Annotated in this window: 1 protein-coding gene; it reads right to left on the reverse strand. The window is 65.2% G+C overall.

Features of this window, described 5'->3' with window-relative positions:
• Positions 1–312: putative copper homeostasis (lipo)protein LpqS (gene lpqS / locus HMPREF0591_RS34825; protein ID WP_040624539.1), on the reverse strand; the 312-nt coding region annotated here is incomplete at its 3' end.
• Between the last annotated feature and the right edge of the window lie 798 nt (positions 313–1,110).

The raw sequence follows: 1,110 nt of genomic DNA on the forward strand, positions 1-1,110 counted from the left end.
GGCGGCCACCGCGACCGCGAGACCGAGTTCCACCAGCGCGGTAACGGGCCCCGCCACCGCCATAGCCCCGAACACCTTGGAGCATTTGGCGGCCATGCCGCGGTAAAGAGAAGCATGGTCAGCGTGCATGCCGGACCCGCCAGCGCCAGACCCGCTATCCGCCGATGCCACGAAGGCGTGCGGTGGGTCAAACACGAGAGGCGCGAAATGCACCAGCCCGCACCCCAGGGCACCGAGGACCAACCATACTGCCGCGGCGATCGCGACAACAGCTCGCAACCGCACCGAACTACCGGCGCCGCGGGGTCTCATAGTGTCTCACACCCTACCCGTGCATAGGGGGGTATGCCATACGTGGAGCAGCGAATGCCGCGGTGTTTTCGGCTGGCAATCGCGCATGCCGATGGTCATCATGACGCAGCTCAAGCGGCTGCCGACAGTCGGACGGCGGACGGTGACTCGCACAATTGCGCCGACGTTCGAATATACCCCTACCCGCCGCAGGTATAGAGGCTCCCCAGCCTGCGTTGCATTACCGAGGCGGTCATCGATGCGCCGGCCGACTCTCACGACAACACCAGCATTGCGGCTTCGATCTATCGGCCTCGACGCATGAGGACCTGCCCGACAGGCGATGCACCCGGCCTCGCCGGTGGCAGCTTTTCGCGTCGAATCCCTTAATGGCATCGGGATTCCGTGCCGAACGGCTGCTTAACGGTGGATCCTGCGGATCCGCATGGGTAAACGCAAGGTGTTGACATCGATGCGGACGAAATTGCGCAATCCTGCGCCTGGTTGCGTGCCGATGCCGTTCTGCGGCGACTCTTTAGGTTAAGAGTCGTCGTCATCGCGGGCCGGCGCCCGGCAGGATGGCCAGGAGACGGGGACACAGACGCCTTGCCGTGCGGCGGTGTGAATCGCCGACGTCGGCCTCGGCCGGTTATGGCCGGTACGGCCGCTTGGACGTCGCCAAGCTCGGCATGGGCCGGTTGCACGTCGCGTGCGGGTTGGAGACGGTTGAGGGCGACTGCGGCGATGACGCCGATGAGAACGAGCCCGCCCCAAACTAGTGCGCCGGCGCTCAGCCGTTGTGCCGCACCGAATATCGAT

The organism is Mycobacterium parascrofulaceum ATCC BAA-614, from assembly GCF_000164135.1.
GTDB lineage: Bacteria > Actinomycetota > Actinomycetes > Mycobacteriales > Mycobacteriaceae > Mycobacterium > Mycobacterium parascrofulaceum.